The 21,845-nt window shown below is 43.0% G+C and carries 14 protein-coding genes; 8 read left to right on the plus strand and 6 right to left on the minus strand.

What is annotated here, in order from left to right; translation table 11 throughout:
• Positions 1–125: 125 nt before the first annotated feature.
• The 4 genes from GGQ60_RS07300 (at position 126) to GGQ60_RS07315 (ending at position 5,909) form a co-directional block, all read left to right on the plus strand.
• Positions 126–3,116, plus strand: coding sequence for a SusC/RagA family TonB-linked outer membrane protein (locus GGQ60_RS07300; protein ID WP_183761696.1), 2,991 nt, complete (start codon positions 126–128; stop codon positions 3,114–3,116).
• A gap of 11 nt (positions 3,117–3,127) precedes the next feature.
• Positions 3,128–4,576, plus strand: a complete 1,449-nt coding sequence (locus GGQ60_RS07305; RefSeq protein ID WP_183761699.1) for a RagB/SusD family nutrient uptake outer membrane protein — start codon at positions 3,128–3,130, stop codon at positions 4,574–4,576.
• Positions 4,577–4,590: 14 nt separating this feature from the next.
• Entirely contained in the window at positions 4,591–5,019 is a 429-nt protein-coding gene (locus tag GGQ60_RS07310; RefSeq protein WP_183761702.1) for a hypothetical protein, read from the plus strand.
• 416 nt (positions 5,020–5,435) lie between these two features.
• Entirely contained in the window at positions 5,436–5,909 is a 474-nt protein-coding gene (locus GGQ60_RS07315; RefSeq protein WP_183761705.1) for an Lrp/AsnC family transcriptional regulator, read from the plus strand.
• Between the two features lie 60 nt (positions 5,910–5,969).
• Here the strand turns inward: GGQ60_RS07315 and GGQ60_RS07320 are convergent, their stop codons facing one another.
• The 6 genes from GGQ60_RS07320 to GGQ60_RS07345 form a co-directional block, all read right to left on the minus strand.
• On the minus strand, positions 5,970–7,364 hold the full coding sequence (locus GGQ60_RS07320) for an MBL fold metallo-hydrolase (RefSeq protein ID WP_183761708.1): 1,395 nt from the start codon (positions 7,362–7,364) through the stop codon (positions 5,970–5,972).
• Between the two features lie 16 nt (positions 7,365–7,380).
• Positions 7,381–8,160, minus strand: coding sequence for a sulfite exporter TauE/SafE family protein (locus tag GGQ60_RS07325; RefSeq protein ID WP_183761711.1), 780 nt, complete (start codon positions 8,158–8,160; stop codon positions 7,381–7,383).
• Positions 8,161–8,185: 25 nt separating this feature from the next.
• Entirely contained in the window at positions 8,186–9,340 is a 1,155-nt protein-coding gene (locus tag GGQ60_RS07330; protein WP_183761714.1) for a cysteine desulfurase family protein, read from the minus strand.
• Positions 9,341–9,908: 568 nt separating this feature from the next.
• A complete protein-coding gene (locus GGQ60_RS07335; RefSeq protein ID WP_183761717.1) occupies positions 9,909–11,552 on the minus strand; it encodes a protein-disulfide reductase DsbD family protein in 1,644 nt (547 codons plus the stop codon).
• An 8-nt stretch (positions 11,553–11,560) separates the two neighbouring features.
• Positions 11,561–12,010, minus strand: coding sequence for a protein-disulfide reductase DsbD domain-containing protein (locus tag GGQ60_RS07340; protein WP_183761721.1), 450 nt, complete (start codon positions 12,008–12,010; stop codon positions 11,561–11,563).
• Between the two features lie 555 nt (positions 12,011–12,565).
• Positions 12,566–14,410, minus strand: coding sequence for a beta-L-arabinofuranosidase domain-containing protein (locus GGQ60_RS07345; RefSeq protein ID WP_183761724.1), 1,845 nt, complete (start codon positions 14,408–14,410; stop codon positions 12,566–12,568).
• Between the two features lie 647 nt (positions 14,411–15,057).
• Between GGQ60_RS07345 and GGQ60_RS07350 the strand changes: the two genes are divergently transcribed.
• From GGQ60_RS07350 to GGQ60_RS07365, 4 genes are read left to right on the plus strand one after another with little or no spacing between them, the layout of a single operon-like run.
• The gene (locus GGQ60_RS07350) at positions 15,058–17,949 is read left to right on the plus strand and encodes a SusC/RagA family TonB-linked outer membrane protein (RefSeq protein ID WP_183761727.1); all 2,892 of its coding nucleotides are present in this window, start codon (positions 15,058–15,060) and stop codon (positions 17,947–17,949) included.
• Positions 17,950–17,958: 9 nt separating this feature from the next.
• Complete coding sequence (locus GGQ60_RS07355) at positions 17,959–19,530, plus strand: RagB/SusD family nutrient uptake outer membrane protein (protein ID WP_183761731.1); 1,572 nt, start codon at positions 17,959–17,961, stop codon at positions 19,528–19,530.
• A gap of 19 nt (positions 19,531–19,549) precedes the next feature.
• Complete coding sequence (locus GGQ60_RS07360) at positions 19,550–20,740, plus strand: fasciclin domain-containing protein (RefSeq protein WP_183761734.1); 1,191 nt, start codon at positions 19,550–19,552, stop codon at positions 20,738–20,740.
• A gap of 32 nt (positions 20,741–20,772) precedes the next feature.
• Positions 20,773–21,837, plus strand: coding sequence for a DUF5007 domain-containing protein (locus tag GGQ60_RS07365; protein ID WP_183761737.1), 1,065 nt, complete (start codon positions 20,773–20,775; stop codon positions 21,835–21,837).
• Positions 21,838–21,845: the final 8 nt, after the last annotated feature.

Genomic DNA, 21,845 nt, shown 5'->3' on the forward strand with positions numbered 1-21,845 from the left:
TATGCCACTGCATTTTTTTTGACATATTTTAAGGTTAAAGGTTTAACCAAACGTGTTAAAACCGGCTTTGGCGAATACATAAATGCCGTTTGGCATCACTAATCATATTAATCTTCATAAATGAAATGAAACGAAAAATACTTTCGCTTGTTATACTATGCCTTGTCGTAACCTTTCCGGTATTTTCACAAAATAAAGTGATTACCGGAAAAGTTGTAGCAGCAGAAGATGGTCTTCCCATCCCCGCTGTATCTATCCGGATTCCGGGAACAAAAGCCGGGACACAAACTGACGCAAATGGTAACTATTCCATCGCTCTTCCGCCATCTGCCAGATCAATCGAATTCAGCTTTCTGGGCTTCATTACTGTCCGCGAAACGATCAATGCCAGAAGGGTAATCAACATCTCTTTAAAATCAGACGCAACGGGTTTGGATGAAGTGGTGGTAACCGGATTTGGGCAAACCACAAAAAAAAGGGATATTACCGGAGCTGTATCGAGTATTTCTTCAAAAGAAATTGAAAAAGTGCCCCTGGTAAGCTTCGACAGGGCCATGCAAGGTACGTTGCCTGGCGTGCGCGTAAATACCAATTCAGGTACACCTGGTTCGTCGGTAAGTGTTTTAATCCGTGGTACGGGTTCATTTAATGCCAGCACGGCTCCATTATATATTGTTGATGGTATCCAGGTTAACTCAGGCGATTTAACCCGAAGCTTATCCACGTCCAATATTCTCAGTAACCTTAACCCTGATGATATTGAAACCATCGATGTGTTAAAAGATGCTTCGTCAGCGTCCATTTATGGCTCGCAAGCCGCAAATGGTGTGGTTATTATTACTACCAAACGGGGTAAAGCGGGTAGGACCGAATTCGATTTCAGCAGCTATTTTGGTTATGCCGAAGAGGTAGATCGTTTAGATGTATTAAACGGACCGGAATGGTTATCGGTTTATACCGAAGAAAACGTTAACCGTTATGGTGCCAACAGTTCGCAGGTTGTGGGTACCTCAGGCGTTAAAACTGTTTTTGGCGCAGATCCGGCCGCAGCCCCAACCTATAGCTGGTACGATGCTGCATACCGTAAAGGCCATACCCAAAACTATCAGCTTACCGCCCGGGGAGGCGATGCCAAAACCAAATTTTATATCTCGGCAGGTTTATTTGACCAAAAAGGTCAGCAAATACAACAGGATTTTAAAAGGGGTACATTTAAAACCAATCTCGAGCATCATGTAAACAACAAGCTTTCGCTCGAAGCCAATATCAACTTAAGTACCTTTACCCAGAACGGTACACTCAGCGGTTCTACATTTGCTAATCCATCATTTGGGGCCAATTTCCTTATTCCTACCCAGGCGGTTTACACAGCCAGCGGAGATTATAATGAGCCCCTGCTCGGGGCGGTAGCCACTAACCCCATCAAATCGGCTAATTACGATATCAATAAAGGTACCACTAACCAGCTGCAGGGGATTTTTGCTTTAAATTATAAGATTATCGATGACCTCAAATTCAGGGTTACCGGTTCGATAGATTATGGCGATATCAAAGAAGACCGTTTCCAGGATCCGAGAACCAGGGATGGGGCGGCACCCAATGGCCGTTATACCTTTCTCGATACCGAGTTTAAAAATTATCAAACCAATGCCACATTAAACTACAGCCATTTATTTGGCGCCAAACATAAAGTTTCCGGTCTGGTAGGTTTCGAGTATCGCCACCAGGTTAATAATACCGTTACCACCCAAAAAACCGGCTTCCCTAACTATTTATTCCGGACCCTGAACGGAGGTACTGTTCTGGCATCTATATCATCGGGCTTTACCGAGTTTAAAAATCTGGGTTATTTTGCAAGGGGCGAATATGCTTTTGACGATAAGTATATTGTTAACGGAACCATCCGTTACGACGGAAACTCCCGCTTTGGCGAAAATCGGAAATTCGGGCTCTTTGGTTCGGGTTCATTAACCTGGAGACTGTCGAGAGAAAATTTCCTGAAAGAGGTGAGATGGCTTAGCGACTGGAAAATCAGAACCAGCTACGGAAAAGTGGGTAACTCTGGTATTGGTAATTTTGCCTCCCTTTCTACCTTTGGTTCCAACTCCGGTTACAACGGGATCGGTGGTATTTCGCCCGGCGGTTTACCTAATGTGGAGCTGACCTGGGAAGATAGTTACACCCTTAATTTAGGAACTGATGTTTCGTTATTTAACAACCGGTTGAGTTTTACAGCAGAATTCTATAATAAACTGAATAAAAACCTGCTCTTAACCCGCACATTGCCCAGTACAAGTGGTTACAGCGGGGTAAGTGATAATGCCGGCAAAATGCAGAACCGGGGTTTCGAATTCCAGCTCAACTCCCAAAATTTAACCGGAAAATTTAAATGGAATACCTCATTCAATATTTCCTACAATAAAAATAAAGTTCTTCAGCTCATTACGGATGATCTTGACCCGAGGTTCCAATTGGTTGGAAATTCGGTAAGCAGGGTTTTATCTTACCAGTATGCCGGGGTGAATCCGGCTGATGGAAGGCCACTTTGGTTAGATGCCAATAATAACCTTACCTATAACTTAACGGCTAACGACAGGAGGATAATCGGAGATACCCAGCAGAAATATTTTGGTGGTTTTACCAATAACTTTTCTTACGAGGGTATTGGCCTCGATATTTTCTTCCAGTATGCTACCGGTTTCTTACTGTTCGATCAGAACAAAAACTTCCTTGATAGTTATGCCAATGCATCGAACCGCAGTACTGATGTATTTAGAAGATGGACAAGCCCCGGGCAGATTACTGATGTTCCGCAGGCCTATACAGGAGGTAATTATGTGAGTGGCGGAGTGGCTTCGAGTGCTTACAGCACCTCCTCAACACAGTGGTATAAACCCGGCGATTACCTCAGGTTAAAAGAGGTAAGGTTATCTTACCAACTGCCTAAAGCTTTAATTACTAAAGCCAGGTTAAATAATGTACTGCTTTATGCAACCGGAACCAATCTGTTAACCTGGACCAAGTATACCGGTATTGATCCTGAAACGGTATTATCTGATAATGGAGGTGTACCGCAGGCAAGAACCTATACCCTTGGCTTCCAAATTGGACTGTAAAAAATATCAAAATGAAAACATACATATATATATTTATCTTCTTAACACTTTTGGGGTTTTCGGGTTGTAAAAAAACGCTCGAAACTGCTCCGAAAGATTCCATAGCCTCATCGCAGGCGCTAACCAATTTAACCGGTGTAAGCAGTTTACTCAATACCGTTTACAGTAACCTAAGGGGAACCGGTTATTATGGGCAGTCGTTTAAAATTAATCCGGATATTATGGCCGACAACATTTATCCGATTCCGGGGCTTAATTCCAATCGCCTGATCACCAATTCGATAAATGCACCGGGTGCCCACATGAGCCTGTGGGGCTTATATACCTCGGGCATTAATCAGGCAAACCTGGTGATCCAGGCAGTGGGCAATGTTGCCGGGAGCCAGGCAGACAAGAATAAAATTTTAGGTCAGGCTTATGGCCTCCGGGCCTTGTTTTACTGGGACCTGGTAAAACTTTACGGTTATAACCCTCAATTTATTGTTAACGGATTTAACAAAGGGGTTCCGCTGGTTTTAAAACCTACGGCAACATTGGCCGATGTAGCTTTTCCGGCCAGGAACACAGTTGAAGAAGTTTATAAACAGGTCGAAACCGATCTTTTGGCGGCAGAAAACCTGCTCGATAATTCGGCAGGAAACCGTTACGTAACCAAAACCGTGGCTCAGGCTATTTTATCAAAAGTTTATTTATACTGGGGTAAATATACCGAATCTGCAACTTATGCCGATAAGGCTATTGCTGCGGCAGGCTCTACTTTTGTTACGGGGGCAGCTTATACTTCGAGCTTTTATGCCGACAATAATCCGGAGGCTATATTCAATATTGTAATCACTTCAGAACAATCGAACATTAACGAATCTTTACAATCGTACTATGCCCAGTTTCCGGCCGATTACAGTAAACGCCAGGATCAGGCAGCTTTTGATAACAATAGCGAACCGAAAGTGGGTTACGGCGATTTTACACCAACACCTGAGTTGCTGGCTTTATACGAAAATGACGATGTAAGAAGGGGAACCATTACTACAGGGAAGAAAAGTAATGTAACTGTTAATTATGTACGTAAATGGGTACCCACCAATGGCGTTAATTTTTTGCAGAATATTCCGTTGTTACGGATTTCGGAGTTATACCTCATCCGGGCAGAAGCGAATTTCAGGGCGGGCACCGCTATAGGTGCAACTGCACAGAGCGATTTGGATAAAATCCGCAACAGGGCAGGTTTAACCAGTGTGCCGGTTTCGATCGCTGCAATTTTAAAAGAACGTAGAATTGAACTTGCTTTTGAAGGCGACCGCTGGTTTGATCTGGTGCGGCTTGGTCTCGATGTGCCCAAATCGAGCGCATTAGGTTCAATTGCACCCATCGCCTACAATACCGATTACCGGATCCTTGCGCCAATACCACAATCAGACCTAAGCGTTAACCCAAATCTTATTAAAAATCCAGGTTATTAAAAACGATTATCAATATGAAAAGAATACAAGTTCCGGCCATTTTAATGCTGCTTTTTCTGTTTAGCTGCAAGAAATACCGGGTTGAATACGATCAGCCTTCGCAGGTAGAATTTAAGCCCATTACCGCCACCCTGGCAAAAGGAACAGTGGCTGCTCCTGGCAGTGTAACCATCCTGGTGCAGTTGGTTGGGCCGCAAAGGGATGCCGATGTAAATGTAGAGTATGTAGTAGATCCGGCCAGTACGGCTGTTTCAGGTACCCATTATACCACATCCGGTGCGGCCGGGAAAATTACCATACCGGCCCACAGCAGTTCGGCCCAGATTGTGCTCACGGCAATTCCGGCTAACCTGACAATAGCTAAAAAGTTAATATTAACGCTTAAAGACGGCGCTTTACCGGTAAGTCCAAATTATAAAACTTCTACTATAACGCTTCAATAACTATATGCCGGCAGCAGGCAATGTTGCCGGCTTTATAATTTGCCTCATGAAAAGAGTTTAAAGGCTATTCTCTTAATTTTAATTAACATGTGTGATTGCACGATCATGCTCTTTGCCCAACTGTACAGGATATAAATGGCAAAGGGATATCAGGTGAAAAGTGATAATCGGAATTGCCTGCACGGCATTCCTGTTCACTGGGTTTTCAATAGGAGTTAGTCTATCAGGACTATGGATATAATAGCTTTATCTGTCGATTAATTTTCGTATTTTGTTTGTTTTTCTGGTTTATTTTTTTGTTATTGAAAAGAATGTCGATTTTATTTCAGCAGTATTTTCAGTTTGCTGAATTATTTTTATTTTTAAAGAATTAAATCTGGTAGTATGCACTACCTCCGGAACCAAGGCTAACTTATATGAACGAAACGATCAGGGATCTTGACCCTACAGACCAGGAGATTTTGAGGATTCTTCAGCATGATGCATCCATCACGCATAAACAGCTCTCCGATAAGCTTCATAAATCGATAGCCACCATTCACGAGCGTATCCGCAAGTTAAAGAACCTGGGCTATATCCTTAAAACTGTTGCCATTCTCGACAGAAAAAAGATCAACCGTAATTTAATAGCCTTCAGCCAGGTACTGCTGAACGATCATACCGCCGAAACCCTTAAAGGTTTCGAGGATGCGGTGGCCAAATACCCCGAAGTGATGGAATGTTTTCAGATGACCGGCTCCTTTGACTTCGTTCTTCGTGTAGCAACCAGCGACATGGAAGCTTATCACGACTTCTATCGCAACAAGCTGGCCATTTTACCGAATATTACAACGGTGCAAAGTTTTTTTGTGCTTTCTGAGACGAAGAGCGAAACAGCGTACCCGATTTAAACTTTTAAACCCATTTCTGGTTTTGAGGGATAGAGTCCTCAATAAGGCAGGCATATTACCTTATTGGGACACCGCTGCAGCGTCGTCTTTTGGAATGGCCGCAAAGCCACCTCGCACATTGATCAGGTTAAATATTCCGAGGCTTCTGAGAATTGAAATAAACATCATCGATCTGTAACCGCCGGCACAGTAAACCAAATGAACTTTTTCCTTGTCAATTCTTTCTGCTGATCGATAAACCTGGTCTAATGGGAGCAATACGGCATCCCTTACATGGCCAAGTTCATATTCTGATGGCTTTCTTACATCGATGAGGCCCATGTTTTTTTCAGCTACATAAGCAGGGAGTTGATCACCATCCACCTCTTTGATCAGGCATACCTCATGCCCCTGATTAATCCACTCATCTATACCCCCTTCTAGGTATCCGCTAACCTGGTGAAAACCTACCCTGGCCAGTCTTTTAACAACTTCGGCTTCTTTACCTGGTTCGGCTAAAAAGATGATTTCCCGTTGCGATAGCTGCAGCAGTTCTCCGGCCCATGGGGCAAAATTTCCATTTAACCCAATATTAATGGCACCAGATATATGTCCGGCGGCGTAAGCAGAGGGCATTCGTGTATCCAGTATTAGTGTTCCCATTCTACGGCTTCGTTCCAAAAACGCTGCAGGATTCATGGCGCGCAGCCCTGTATCCATTAAATGATCAAGATTAGGGTATCCGGATGCATTGATCTTTACATTTTCGGGAAAATAAGCCGGAGGATTGTCAAGTCCTTCGCAGAGCAGGTTTATAAACTCTTCCCTTGAAAGTTGGGTATTGAGCGCGTAATTGTCTGTTTTCTGTGCTGCAAGCGTTCCGGAGGTTTCCTTGCTCATGTTCTTTCCACAGGCACTTCCGGCCCCATGTCCGGGATATACGATAGTTTCGCCGGGTATGGGCAGGATTTTCTCCCTGAGGGAATCGTAAAGCTTTCCTGCAAGATCTTGGCTGCTAATCTGCTTATCGGAAGATTGCGCAAGGTCAGGACGGCCAACATCTCCTAAAAAGAGTGTATCTCCGGTAAACAGGGCAAGTTCTTTTTGATCAGAATCCCTGAGCAGAAGGCATACGCTTTCAAGGGTATGCCCGGGAGTATGTAAGAGTTCGATACTCGCTGAACCGATTTTAAAGATCTCGCCATCTTTCGCACTGTAAGAATCGAACTCCGTATTTGCTCCCGGGCCAAACACAATCTCTGCTCCGGTTTTTCTGGCCAGTTCGAGGTGGCCGCTTATAAAATCTGCATGGAAATGGGTTTCAAAGATGTAGCTGATCCTGGCCTGGTTTTTCTCTGCCAGATCGAGGTACTGCTGGATATCCCGGAGCGGGTCAACAATAACCGCTATGCCATTATCTTCGATGTAATACGATGCCTGCGAAAGGCATTTCTCATAAAATTGCTCAATTTTCATTTTTTTCTTTAGTATGTTAACCCATCCCGAAAAGTTTAATAAACTGCCCAAGGAGAATCATAAAACCTAAAAACATAACCGTCCATCCAAATATTTTCTTTAAGGATGCAGCGTTTACTTTTTTCGCAAGCAGGTTTCCAACAAAGCTGCCGGCGATGGCGATCATTGAAAATATGATCAGCATCTGCCAGTTCACTTCTGCCTGAGAGGCTTCCAGCCCAAATCCGATGAGCGTATTGATGGTAATGATCAGCAGGGAAGTCCCAACGGCTTTTTTAATGTCAATACCCAGGTAAAGCGTTAGTGCCGGTATCACTAAAAAACCACCACCTACGCCCAAAAAACCGGTAATCATGCCTGTAACGGCGGCACAAAGCGTTAACCGGAATGTAGCCGCATCCGGATTGCTGATCCTGGTGCTTTTTTGTTGCTCCAGGATCATCTGGTTCGACGCCCAGATCATTATTACAGCAAAAACAACCATGCTTAGCCACTCATACCTTATCGTACAGGCGCCCAGGTGCCCAAGCACTGTGGGCATATGTGGCTGGATTAAAATTTTAACCAGGTAGATAGCCAGGCCCGAAATTAGCGAGAAAGGTAAGGCAATAGCCGGCAATACTTCTTTCGCTGCCCATTTCGGGCCGGTTGAAATAAAGCTGCAGGCACCAACCACAAACATGGCATGTCGCTGGGCAACAAAAGGACTTAACGAGAAAAAGTACACCAGTACAGGAACCGTTAGGATACTGCCGCCTGCACCGATCATGCCCAATGATACCCCTATTATGGCCATGAGAAAGTAGCCAGCTATTTCCATCTTAGGCCACCGGTACTGTTGACTGGAAAATGGCCGATAAGGCCCTAACTGCCTCGTCAACATCGGTAGCGCTGGTCAGCTTGCTAAATGAGAACCTGACTGTTGACCCCGATGACGATAGCCCAAGGGCATTGATCACATGTGAGCCGCCATCACTTCCGCTGCTGCATGCACTGCCTCCCGATGCACAGATTCCGGCCCGGTCGAGGTGAGCCAGTAAAAGACTTCCTGGCATCGCATTTAGGAAGTTTACACTCAAAACTGTATATAGGCCATCGATAGGACTGTTAAAGCTAACGTCCGGAATGCTCTGGCTAAGGGCATTTCTCATCAACTCGTTTAACGAACGGATATAGGTGCTCTCCTCCGGGTGATTTCTCATACTCAGCTCCAGCGCTTTCCCAAAACCTACAATTCCGGCCACATTCTCTGTTCCGGCCCTTGATTGACGTTCTTGTCCGCCACCTATGATTAATGGGGATAATTTTACCCGTTCTGAAGCATACAAAATGCCGGTACCTTTAGGTCCATGAAACTTATGGCCCGAAGCTGAAGCAAAATGCAGTTTGTATTTTTTGAGGTCCATCTCTAAATGGCCGATGGTCTGAACACAGTCGGAGTGGAAGATTGCATTGTATTTTTCACAGAGATTACCTACTTTTTCGATATCCAGCAATACGCCTATTTCGTTATTGGCATGCATAAGGGAAACCAGGCATTTGATCCCTTCCTTATTTTTCTCGATGAGTTTATCTTCCAGCTCCTGCAAGTTCAGAAAACCTTGTGTGGAGGGAGTTAGAATGGTGCAATCAATAGCACTTCTTTCACAATAACGCTTTACCGTATTGAGTACTGCATGGTGCTCTATTGAGGAGGTGATGATATGCTTGCAACCCAGTTCGTTAACCGCGCATGCAATAGCTGTGTTGTTACTTTCAGTACCTCCGCTGGTAAAATAGATATTCAGGGGGCTTACGCCCAACGCAAGGGCAACCGATTTTCGGTTTGCCTCTATTGCGGCCTTAGCCTCTCTGCCCAGCGCATAAGAAGAAGACGGATTACCATAATGCTCAGTGAGGTAAGGTAACATTGCCGAAAGAACTTCAGCGTCCAGTGCTGTTGTGGCTGCATTGTCCAGATAGATGTATTTTTTCATTTATTTCGAATTATAAGTAGTAGAACCAAAATATTTATTACAAAAATCGCTGATAACCGTATATCCTTCAAGCATTCCTGAAAAATCCATATTTTTTACGTATTTGTGTGTTTTTTTTTATTTTATTCGTTGTCATTTTGGTTATATGCGCATCAGAACCCGTAATTTTTCTGGATGTTAAACCGGCTGTCGTTCCTAACCAATCCCGGGATAGTGGCAGAACTTTTTTCTGAGGTGCCCAACTCAGAATTTTATTTAAATGGTAAACAAAACGGGCAGTATAACTACCGCCCGTTTAGCTATTAACTAAAACTGAAGACCAGCTTTATCTCCTTCAATGTTGTCCTCTTTCGATTCATTAAAGTATTCGAGAGAAGTTGCTACAGGCATGTTCTCTCCTCAATAATGCTTTGAAACCAAGAACAATACCTGGATAGTTATGCGTTCCCTGGTAGAGGACTTTCAAAGAATTTAATTGCTGGCCTGAAAAAGGTGCTTGCCATCCGGCGTAAGCCCTCTTACATCACTAACTAATTTTACGGGCTTCTATCCCCTCCGTAAAATGATTTTATTTATAAGCGGCAAGCCCTGCCGCCAGAAATTTCCGGTAATTGGCCGCATCGTAGTCTGCTCCCTGTGGAGCAACTAGTTTTTCTTCGGTATTAGGATCGAGTATCACATAAAATGGTTGTGAGTTGGATGCGAATTTTCTCGCCTGAAGATCACTCCATTTCTTTCCGATCGTGCTCAGCGTTTTGCCTTCAGGGGTTATTACTTTGTCTTCCGGTGAGAGTTCCGATTTATCATCTACGTACAACTGGATGATTACATAATCCTCATTTAACAGCTGATACACCTGTTTATCCGGCCATACATTTGCTTCCATTTTTCTGCAGTTTACACAGGCATGTCCTGTAAAATCGATTAACACCGGTTTGTTCTGCTGTTTCGCGGCAGCAAGCCCCTCGGCATAATCGAAATAAACATTAAGCTTTAGCGGTGCATGAAATTTATCTGCATATTTATGGGGTTTACTATCTGAATGCTGATTGCCGGTATGGCCCACCAGCGCATTTGTATATAAATCAAAATCCTGGGTTTCCTGGGGAGGGAGAAATGCAGATACCGATTTTAGCGGAGCACCCCACATTCCCGGAATAAGGTATATGGTGAAGGCCAGTACAATTGTGGCAAGGAACACTCTCGGTACCGATAGATAAGCCAACGGGCTATCGTGCGAAAAACGAAGCTTTCCGAGTAAATAAAATCCCATAAGACCAAAGATGACAATCCACAATGAAAGGAATAATTCCCTGTCGAACCACTCCCAGTGATAAGCCAGATCCACATTACTTAAGAATTTTAAAGCAAAAGCCAGTTCAAGCAATCCGAGAACCACTTTTACACTGTTAAGCCAACCGCCCGATTTCGGGAGTTTGTTCATGGCTGAAGGAAACAGTGCAAATAGGGCAAAGGGAATGGCCAATGCCAGAGAGAAACCGAACATGCCCACCGCTGGCCCTAATAAGGCTCCTGTGGTTGCAGCCTGGACCAAAAGTGTTCCGATGATCGGTCCGGTGCAGGAAAAGGAAACCAATGCCAATGTTCCGGCCATAAAAAATAAGCCTGAAATACCGCCCCTGTCTGAATTGGCATCCATCTTATTTACCCATGATGAGGGGAGGGTAATTTCAAATGCACCGAGGAACGAAGCGGCAAATACAACCAGTAACAAAAAGAACATAAAGTTAAATATTCCATTGGTTGATAAATTGTTCAGTGCATCTGCACCAAAAATTACCGTAATAATCAGCCCCAGGATCACATAAATGAGGATGATGAACAGGCCGTAAAGGGATGCCCGCTGGAAGGCCCTTCCTTTTTCGGATCCTTTAGTGAAAAAGCTTACCGTGAGGGGCAGCATAGGGAAGATACACGGCATCAGTAACGCTGCAAGCCCGCCAATAAAACCTGCTGCAAATATTCCCATCAATGTGGTATCATCCTTTGGTACGGGGGTAGTTTTAACACTGCCCTTTTCTTTTTGTGGTTGTTGAATAGCTGATACCGCAGTCGTGTCGCTTACCTGGCTATCGGGTTTAATTTCAGTGAAAACCAGATCGTCAGCCGCTGTGCTATCCTGGCTGTGGGACTGAAAACCCAAAAGGAGAAACAGAAGCAGGGCAGGAAGAATTTTTCTCAGGTTGTTCATTTCTGCGTTTATTTAACTGGAACATTAAACTCAACCTCGTCCGGTGGAAGGCATTGGGTATCATTACAGACCATGAATTCTACTTTGCCCTTTACAGTGGTTGACTTTCCCTTTAACTTTATTTTTTGCTGAAAAATGGCACTTTGTTCAAAAAAGCTCACATCCATCTTAAATGTCGGCTCGTGCCTGGTTACCGGTTTAGGCTCAGTTGTTTTGCCGATAAGGCTATAACCCGGAGCGGGATTGAACGTAAAGGTGGTTTTTACCGGCCCGCCTTCTTTTACAAATTGGGAGTAAAGGTGCCAGCCTTTATCAATCGTTGCCTTCATATAAATAATGGCCTCACTGGCATTGATGCGTTTTGCGGCATAACTCCAGGTAACAGGTTTCATAATCTGCCCAAAACTATTAATGCTGATCAATAGTACTGTGGCTAAGGTTAACAAGGTTTTTTTCATCTCAGATTTAGGTTGTTGTGTTTGGTCGGTACCGTACAGTTCTTTTTTGCAGAAGAAAGGCCCGGGGAAATCTCAAAAGTGAAACCTCAATGGCCTAGCAGCACGAAGTTAAGTAGTGGTACTTATGACAAATCTCTACATCTCCGCAATCTGAAACAATCAGCGTCTATATTTTCGTATTTTTTATGGTTTTTTGCGATTTTTTTATGATTTGTTTCGGATTTTGTACCGATATCTCTTGTCTTATGGTGTTTTTTTTCAATCCTGAATCTACTGTGTATGTTTATTCACATCACAATTCCGAATTGCCAAGCATAAGGCGATGTTGGCTACGCTTGATAATACAGAAAGAAAATCGTCTGGGTTTTGGTATAGGCCGGGATAACCGCTGCGGCTATTATCGTGGAGTTGGTGCGGGTTTCTTATTCTACTGCCAAAAATACCTAGGCGTCATTGAACAGCCTGGGAAAAAGATGTTTGGTTGGAGGCTTTTAAAGCCGATGGCTTGCCCTATGTTGGCTTTAGGAAAATTCCCTGTTATCCATGGTAACAGGTTTAAAAATCACTTAAGGTAGCATATACACCATAAGATTGGGTATCTATATCATATAATGGCCTGAGTATATAATTCTTCTTAAAGTTTTTAATTTGGAAAGTAGCATTGCTGTGATCTAATACCGTGAGGTTTTTCAGCAGATCATTTGCCTCACCTTTCAAAATCACTTCGTTGCCCGTTTCAAAGGCCAGTAAAGCCGGACCATAAGAAATGGATATTACCTGAGGGCTATTGGGCATTTGTTTGACCTGGAAACTATAGTGAAATTTAAGTTGCACCTGGTCGTTATCCATCCAGGTTCTGTTCAGGCTAAGATACGATCCGGGTTTTGGGTTAATGGATAACTTCTTTTGGTTAAGGTATACTTCTGTACCTTGAGCCCAGGATGGGATAAAGAGCTTAAGCGAAAAACCAGTACTCTTTTTTGTTTTTACCAGGAAGTTTACAAGAGAATCTTTTGGCAATTCTCCTTTTTGTTCCAGGCTAATATGTTTTCCTTTCCAGTTAACCTTTGAGGGCAGGTAAAGATTAACATAAAGTGCCGAATCGTTATGATAGTAAATACCGGTATTGAGCTGGGCGAAGGCTTCAGCGCAGGAACCGGTACAGCAGGCATAGTCATTTTCCTTAAGGTATTTTTTGTTTCGGGGCGATCCCAGTGGCAAATGATAAATAAATGCCCCGGTATTTTTGCTTTGTACAGGCAATACTGCATTATAAAACATGTTCATATAAGCATCTGCATATTTGGCATCTGCAGTCCAGGTAAAAAGATCGGAAGTCAGTTTTTGCGTATTATGCGAAACGCAACTTTCTGCAATTTCTTTTGAAAGGGTAAAAAGATGTCCTGGCTCACCCCAGTGTTCAGCGGTAAGGGAAGTTTTGGTGGTGGCATTTGGCCTGGGGCCGCTGCTGGAGCCATTAACATAGGCGTGGTCTTTCATCAGTATCTCCCAAAAATTTGTAGCGGCTTCACGGTAGCGGGTATCACCGGTAGCCGTATAACCTTTAGAAAATCCGTTCACCAATACCAGGTGCGTATTGGAATGAAGCCCGGAAAGGATATCACGGTTCTGCAGAAGTGGATTGAAAAACCATTGAGGATCGAAAATTTTGGCCAGGGCCAGGTGTTTTGGATCTTTGGAAATGGCGTAGAGTTTGTACAAAATTTCATTCATTGCACCCATCTCGTTCTGAGGGTTTGCCTCCACGGTGTACATCATTTTTTCCTGGGTTTCTTTGGGCAGTACAGCCATCCGCTTATCTACATAGGAAGCCATGCCCAACAGGATTTCATAAGCCTTTTTATTTTGCGTATGGAGGTAAACATCGAGCATGCCCTGCATCATCTTTTGATAAGTATAGTAGGGCGCCCAAACCCCGGTGAATTTAGTTTCAAGGGTGTTAAAGTCCTTGTCTGGAAAAGCACTCAGATAGCCGTTTCCGAAAGCTTTCTGGCATTTGTAAAGTTCATCGATCATGTATTTTAACTTCGATGTAAGCCCAGGCTGGTGGTACTTTTCTGCAAGGTGGGAAACGGCAGAAAGATAGTGGCCCACAAAATGCCCGCGGAGGCCAATGCCGGGGGCTTCCCATCCTGCAAGCGGTTTGGCAGTAGAGGGAAGACCTGCAGTAAGCCTGAAATTATGCAATAACCTGTCGGGTTCCTGGGCATTTAGAAAGGAAATATCCAGTTCTTCCCGGTGTTTAACCTCCGAAATACCCAGGCTCACCTCCTTCTCGTTGAAAGGCGATACGGCGATGTTTAAAACCGGAGGGCGCTGAGAAAAGCAGTTTAAGGCGACCAGGATAAAAAGGAATGTGATAACTAATTTTTGAAACATCTTGTTGAATAATTGTAAATACAGACAATAAATAACAGAATGAATACTCTTTAACTGCATTTAATCAATAAAGCCTTCATCCTTTTTCCTGGAAAGGGGACTGAAAAATAAACTTTTTGGTAAAGTAAACTAAGTATACCAACAATTCCTTTGCAGCGATTATAACAAAATTTTATGGGACGAGCTGTTCGCTAATTCCAAATCTTCGGTCGATGTTTTCGCCTTTACATTTACTTTTTTAAAAATAAATAGAGTATTAAATCTGATAAGCAGTGTCTATTGGTAAATAGTTTAAAAAACTATAGATGAGTTGTGGAAGAGTTTAGCTTCATCCTTACGACCGGATAGATTAAGGAATGAAAATTTAAAATTTCATGTTGCTGTGGATAACATTTGCATTAGCAAATTAAACAGGGTGGAAACGAATAAAAACCGATCGAAATTGGAAGTAGATTAATTCAGGAACAATTCATCGCATGGAGGCTTAACTTCCCTCCAAACAAACTAACCAATATAGACCCGTTAAATCTAAAATGTTCATCAATATTTTTAGAACTAACAGTCCTAAAAACTTTATTATCAACGAACAAACTATGCGTATTATTGTTGTTTTGTGTGTTTTTTTGTTGAATTTTTTGAGTGCAGCAATGGCAGTTCAGAAAGTTCAATCTGATTCACTTTTGAATAAGAAGCCTTCAGAAGATACTTCGAAAGTCCTGATCAAAAAGCAGCCAGCCAAGTTAAAAGGTCTTCAGAGTGTTGCAGTACCTATAAAATCTAAATTTCCTGCAAACAGCATACAACAATACCTAAAAGGAAATGTTGCAGGATTATATGCTACCGAGGCCAGTGGTGAGCCGGGAACTTACCAGTATATGTTTATCCGTGGTACATCTACTCCTTTGATCACCCAGGAAGACGTATTAAAAACCCAACCCTTAGTGGTTATTGATGGATTGCCTGTTCTTTCAAACGAAAGCCCTTTTGTATATGATATACAAAGACCCGATTATAGTTTTAATAGAATTGGCCCTTCTACCAATTTGCTTGCAGGGCTCAATGTTGCGGATATAGAGTCGGTAGAAGTATTAAAAGATTTGTCTAAAACAGCCATCTATGGCGCCCGTGGAGCGAATGGTGTAATTTATATCCGCACAAGGGCTGGGTCAACAACATCAAACATGAGTTTTAACACTTCTTTTGGTGTTGCCGCAAAACCATCAGTTACCACCTTAAACGGGGGATACGAAGATAGTTTCAGGCAACGCTTTTATAGCAGGTATGCCACCCCGGTGCAGTTACAGTCTTATCCTGGTTTTTTGCGGGATTCCATTACGACCAAATATTATGGCGAGTCATCCTGGGCGGATGCTTATTATAAAAATGCACTGATGTATAATGCTGATGCATTAATGTCAGGAGGCTCTAAAAGGGCCACCTTTAAGTTCAACGTAGGAACACAAAAAAGTGCCGGTAACGCAGACGAGACGGCGCTGAATAAATATTATACATCTATTGACCTGAATATTATCCCGAGAAGCTGGATCACGGTGAGTGCTAATATAAAAGGTACAAGGTTAGACCGGAGCCGGAATAAATATAACAGGGACCGCCTGGCAGAGGTAGGCTATTTACCAGACCTGGCAGAAGCTCCGGCACCCAATATCGACAGTTATAATTCGTTCATCAATGAGTTTAATAAAGGATTCGATAAGAACTATAACAATATTGCGAACGGTTTTTTAAATGTGGCCATAAAGCTGCCTTTAGATATCAGTTACAATACCCGTTTTGGGGTGAGTTACAATGAAGGCGGTAGAGACCTGTTTTATCCGAGTACATTATTAGATAATTCGAACTATGCATCCAACTACTTTGGTCTTAGCCAGCGCCTGGTGTATGATAATTCACTCAACTACAAAATTGACCTGAAATCGAAGCATTCTTTTGATTTTACAGTTGGCAGTTCTATACAATGGGATCAAGACCAGTACAGCTATTCTTATGCCTATAAAGGAGTAAGTGACTATTTAAAGGTAAATTTGCTCAAGGCGGGCAATTTTAACTCTAATGGGGCTTTCAGAGACCAGTTAACCTTCAAATTCCTTGACCAGACTGCTACGAACATTCTATCTTTTTACACATCCGGAACCTATAAGTTTAAAGATTTTTACAGTGCAAGTTTATTACTCAGGACAGATGGGGCATCCAATATGCAGCCGGTTCACCGCTGGTTCTTTTCTCCGGTTCTTTCAGGCGCCTGGGACATCAAAAATCACAAACTCGCTAAATCCCCGGTCATTTCGGCATTAACGCTTAAAGCGAGTGTGGGGCGTATTGGCATTGCTCAATTAACCGATCGCATTTCATTGGGAACGCAGTACGCATCAGAAGCTGGCTGGTCAAATGATCTCAGAATTCCCTCTTACCTGAATACCGCAACGTTAATGAGGTCTTACTTATACGGATACCTGGGTTATGACATCCCATGGAGCTATAACGAGCAGTTAAGTGCCGGAGCAAGTTTTGGTTTTTTTAAAAACAGGATCGTAGGAGAATTGAGCTTCTATTCAACAACCACAAAAAAACAGCTGATTAACATTCCGGGGGCTGCAGAATATGGCTATACCGGGTTGTTTCAGCCGGGTATGGACATTAATAATAAAGGTGTCGATTTATTTTTATCAGCAGATATTTTAAAATCTGCTGCAAAGAAAAGTTTTAATTGGAACTCTTCTATCAATCTGAATTTTAATCGCAATACTTTAAAAGCTTTGCCGGGCGGCATATCCGAAATCATTATTGGTGATAGAAAACTACAGGTTGGCCACGCCGCAGATCAGTTTTGGGTATTAAAGAATAATGGCGTTTACAATGCTGATGACGAGGTTCCTGTAAATCCATCTACGGGAAATAAAATGACCTATAAAGGCACCGAATTAAAAGCAGGGGACCCGAAATGGGCAGACATCAATGGTGATTATAATGTTGACGATAAAGACAAGATACTAACAGGCCATATCTTACCCGTAGTTTCAGGTGGCTGGAACAACAGCCTGAGATATAAAAAATGGGATTTACAAACCAGTTTCTATTTTAATTTAGGTAGAAAAGTGCTGAATCAGACCATGGCTGACCGTTTCAATTTCATTAACCGCGAAGCCGAGAACAGTATCAATTCGGTAAAAGAGTTTACGTTTTGGCAGGAGCAGGGTAACGCGGCTTTATATCCTATCTATAACCCATGGAGCCCGGTTATCCCCTACCGGTCAGAGCAGGACCTGTTTTTGGAAAACGCCTCATTTTTTAAACTTAGGAGCATTAGCCTTGGTTTCGACCTGACCGATAAGTTGCTCAAGTCTAATAAGGCAACAAGATTTAAATCTTTCTATGTTTTTGCTTCTGCGAGTAATTTATTCACTATAACCTCCTATTCTGGCCGTGATCCTGAACTGGTTAATACAAGCGGTATTGATACCGGCTATGGACTTTCCTTGCCCATGATGTTTGCTGCCGGATTAAAAGTTGATTTTAAATAGTTTTTAGAAATGAGAAGATTAAGTTATATAATGCTCATTAGCCTGTTGCTTCCCTTATTAGGTTGCAAGAAGATTTTAGATACAGGCTCTACACGTGCTGTCGGAGAAGTAAACATGTGGAGTACTTTAGAAGATGCCAGAGCCGCATTGTTCGGGGTTTATGCGCTTAACAGGGCTGCAATGTCGGATAATAACCGGCATGTGATTTACGGCGATGTTCGATTGGCCGATTTTGAGCCTACCTCAAGGCTTGATCTTAAGGCCATCCACAATAACATGCTGAATGCCGATTATAAGCTAATTAATGACCTCTCGGATTGGCGCCCGTTTTATGCTACTATCAATGCCGCAAATTTATACTTGGAAAGAATTCACGAAGTGTATGAAAAGGACAAAAGATTTGTAGAGCAAACCTATAATTTAGACCGGGCGCAGGTAAAAGCTTTAAGGGCCTTCACTTATTTTTACATGTGCAGGATATGGGGCGATGTGCCGCTTATCCTTTCTTCGCACGAGGGAAGTTTTACCAATAAGCCACGTGATCCACAGGACAAGATTTTTGCTGCAATAGAACAGGATTTGCTCGAGGCAGAACCCAAATTGCCTTATGCTTATGATGGCTTTGATCCTGAACAAACCGGATTGTATTATGGACAGAACATCGCAACTTACTACGGCTACGGTTACCTGGTTAGCAAACAGGCGGTCTGGACCATGCTTGCTCACATGTATGCCTGGAGAGGCGATTATGTTAACGCTGCCATTTATGCGCAGAAGATAGTTGATAAAACCGTGAGGCCATCAGGATCCGGAGCAGCATTAGCCGGAACATTCCGTAATGTAAATGACGGACTAACAGTAAACGTACGTTACATCGGCTACATGTGGGGCGCAAATCACCCTGCAGTACTGTTTGCCGTAGCCCGGGGCGAATTGGCGACATCCGATGTAATAGAAGAATTAACTGCCGCTGATCCCATTGTACCAAACCGAAGAATCCCGGCAATTTATGTACCTAAAGACAGTTTATTCTCCATTTATAATGAGGGGACGGATGCCCGTTTCGCTGTAGACAGTGTCACAAAGATTGTGAGGTCGGCCGATGGCTTTTTTACAGGATTTGATAAACCCTATCCTGTTTTCAGGAAAATATTTGTGCCATGGTTTAGTTTTCCAAATAAGCAAGGTATTAATGTACCCTCAGACTTAGGTGTTTTTGCCAGCCCAATCGTTTTTAGCCGGTTTACAGAAATGGGACTACTCTTAGCCGAATGTAAGGCAGCCTTGAATGATAAGGAAGGTGCTATAACGATCCTGAACCAGGTAAGGGTTAATAACAGCGTACCAGCCTATGTAAGCGAGCGGGATAACGGTCCGCTGGTTGATGCCATCTTCAAAGAAAGAAGGCGTGAGTTGATTGGTGAAGGCTGGCGATGGTATGATTATGTCAGATTTAAGAAAATCAAAAATAACGATCCAAAATTTAACCAGCTCATCCAAAGTGGCGGTATCTACTGGCCGGTTTCCCGTACGTTGATCAGTCAAAATCCAATGTTAACACAATATCCCTATTGGAAATAATATGAAACGATTTAGTTTTATGATAATGATACTCGGCTTGGTAGCAGGGGCATTATTAACATCCTGTCAAAAGAATGAATTAAAAAGCGGTCTTTCAGAAACCGGGAGGGGTTTTTCTGGTAATACTTACGATTATCTCAAGAGCAAACCCGGAATCTTCGATTCGTTATTATTTGTGGTCGACCGGCTGAAATTAGCCGATGTGCTAAAATCAGATTCAGTAACCCTTTTTGCCGTTACCAATACCAGTTTCAGACTGGCTTCCGACGACTTAAATGCACAGCGATTGCGTACAGGCAAAAAGCCTATCTACCTGAAAGATTACCGCCTGGATCAACTGGATAGCCTGATGTGCCGTTATATACTCAAAGGCACTTTTTCTTCTAAAAAATTATCGGTTCTTAACGGAATAACTGTTTTTGCCTACAAATACGGATATGAATTGAACGCTAAGGCAACCGCTTCGTCGGCAATGGGGCAGGTAGGTGCAGGACCCTCATCAATCGTTTACAGCAGTAAAAACAGGACGGAGTTTAAAGCGAACTGGTCATCAGCCATAGCCTATTCTATAGATATACCAACCAGGAACGGCCTGGTACATGTAATCGACGATAAGCACTTTTTTGGTTTTGGCTACTACAGCAAACAACCTTCAACACCTTTCCGCGATTTTGCATTCAGGTTGCCTGAAACATTCGATATCGATTCGGAGCCTTTAGAGGCAGAAGATTACGATAACGGAGGCTGCGGTGTAGCCTATCACGATACCAGAAGCCCTTGCAACGAGATTGACGGACGATACTGGAATGATGGCGGGCAGTACAGAACTGCTGAAGGGGTGGACCTATGGGGACAACCCGCAGCATACAATAAAGGTATTTTTTACCGGCAGGGGTATAGGGTTGCTGCCATGAGAACCGGCGAATGGACCAACTATTCTATTGAGGTACCTGCAGATGGTAATTACGAAATCAAATTACACTACAGTGTTCAAAACAGTACGGGCAATCCTCCTGCATACTGCGACCTCCGGCTAGACTGGAAGCTATTGGCCAGGCGTGTTGCACTACCGATAACCGGAGGAAAGATGGATGAATTGAAAGCCGGTACCTTTTATTTAACCAAGGGAACCCATTACCTGACTTTTTGTACCATGACTTCTGTACCTGATTTAAGTTTCGATGCTTTCGTATTTAAACGTGTTAACTAATGAACCAAACCAATATAAAGACCTCATTGATAATGAAAAAAATTATCTTATTTGTAGCGATAGTAGTTTTTTTCCTTTCTTCATGTAAAAAAATATTTAATTTACCGGAAGACAGGCCCTATCTTAGTCCGGATGCGAATTATACTTCAGCACCTATACTCAGACCAATTCTGGGGCGTAATACCTTATTCAGCTATTTCAAATCGGATAATTCAAATTTTCCGATTAAGTTTGAAATCACCGATTTTACTAATCTCGATCGGTCCCCTTCCGATAAGTTAAACCTGAAGCGTAATGTCTACGTTTGGAAACAGGCTTATACGGGTAATGAGAAAAGCGTCGATGAAATCAATGCCAAACGGAGTATAGAAGAACGGCCGCTTTTTGAGGTTAATTCGGCCGGTGAGTTTATCATGTGGTCGTCTGCCAATGATGCAGATTTTCGCAAACCACAGCCTGATACTGCTTACCGCTTTAACGTAAAGATCAGTAATGGCGGCGGCGAAAGAGTTCTGGGTCCCTTGTTCCTGGCACCTTTAGCTTCGCGACCGTACGAACCATCGTATCATCTTAATGAAATCACTGCGGTTCCGCGAAAAGAAGTTTCTGGTGCTGTTAAACGGCTGATCCCTGCAACGCTGGTAAACATGGTTGGCGTAACTACCGGTAACCCGCTGGTTCGTGAAACCGGTGCGGGAACCACCGCATTGAAGCAGGATGTTTGGGTATATTTTAAGCGTAAAGGCGATGGAAATACTCTCACTATCAAATTTTTTGACAAAGATTCGATCGCCATTAATCCTTTAAAATTTAATGGTACAAACTGGCAGAAGCTTATTCACGGATTTAACCCGGTAATTAGCCCAACCTCGGTGAAGTATGATGTAGCCTATCCTATTCCCTTGACCAACTTACCTACACCTTATACCACCGCTGATGGGTCGCAGGCACAACTGACCTTTAGCTACAACAGAATTGGTTTTAGTGGCCTCAGGGTAATCGCAACCATGACCTTGCCATTTAACATCTATCAGGCCGGTGATTGGGAAATTGTGTTTTTCTTTCATAACGAGAATCCAAAGTTTGAAGATGAATAAGGGCACGC

The sequence above is a fragment of the Pedobacter zeae genome (assembly GCF_014196715.1).
GTDB classification, from domain to species: Bacteria; Bacteroidota; Bacteroidia; order Sphingobacteriales; family Sphingobacteriaceae; genus Pedobacter; species Pedobacter zeae.